The 510-nt window shown below is 71.4% G+C and carries 1 pseudogene; it reads left to right on the top strand.

The features are described from left to right. Positions 1-174 precede the first annotated feature (174 nt). A pseudogene (locus G3I78_RS47595) lies at positions 175-510 on the top strand (DNA polymerase III subunit beta); the annotation flags it as partial.

The following is a 510-nucleotide window of genomic DNA, read 5'->3' on the forward strand; positions in this document are numbered from 1 at the left end:
GGGGACGCCTCCCCGACACCTCGCTCCCGACTTGACCTCCGGCAGCAACGACTGTCGGCGCCGTACGTCAGACTGGTGCCCGGCACCGAGGCTCCGAGCCATCGACGGCATCGAGGCACCGGCGCCGAGAACGAAGGCCGGCAGACGAGCGAGCAACAGCAGGAGGCGGTTCCGGTGAAGATCCGGGTGGAGCGCGACGTACTCGCGGAGGCGGTGGCTTGGGCGGCCCGCAGCCTCCCGGCCCGGCCGCCGGTGCCCGTTCTCGCGGGCCTGCTGCTGAAGGCCGAGGAGGGCACGCTGTCCCTCTCCGGCTTCGACTACGAGGTCTCGGCCCGCGTCTCCGTCGAGGCCGACGTCGAGGAGGACGGCACCGTCCTCGTCTCCGGCCGGCTGCTCGCCGACATCTGCCACGCCCTCCCCAACCGCCCGGTGGAGATTTCCACAGACGGTGTACGGGCGACCGTGGTCTGCGGCTCCTCGCGATTCACACTCCACACCCTGCCTGTGGAG

Source organism: Streptomyces sp. SID13726, assembly GCF_010548375.1.
Lineage (GTDB): Bacteria > Actinomycetota > Actinomycetes > Streptomycetales > Streptomycetaceae > Streptomyces.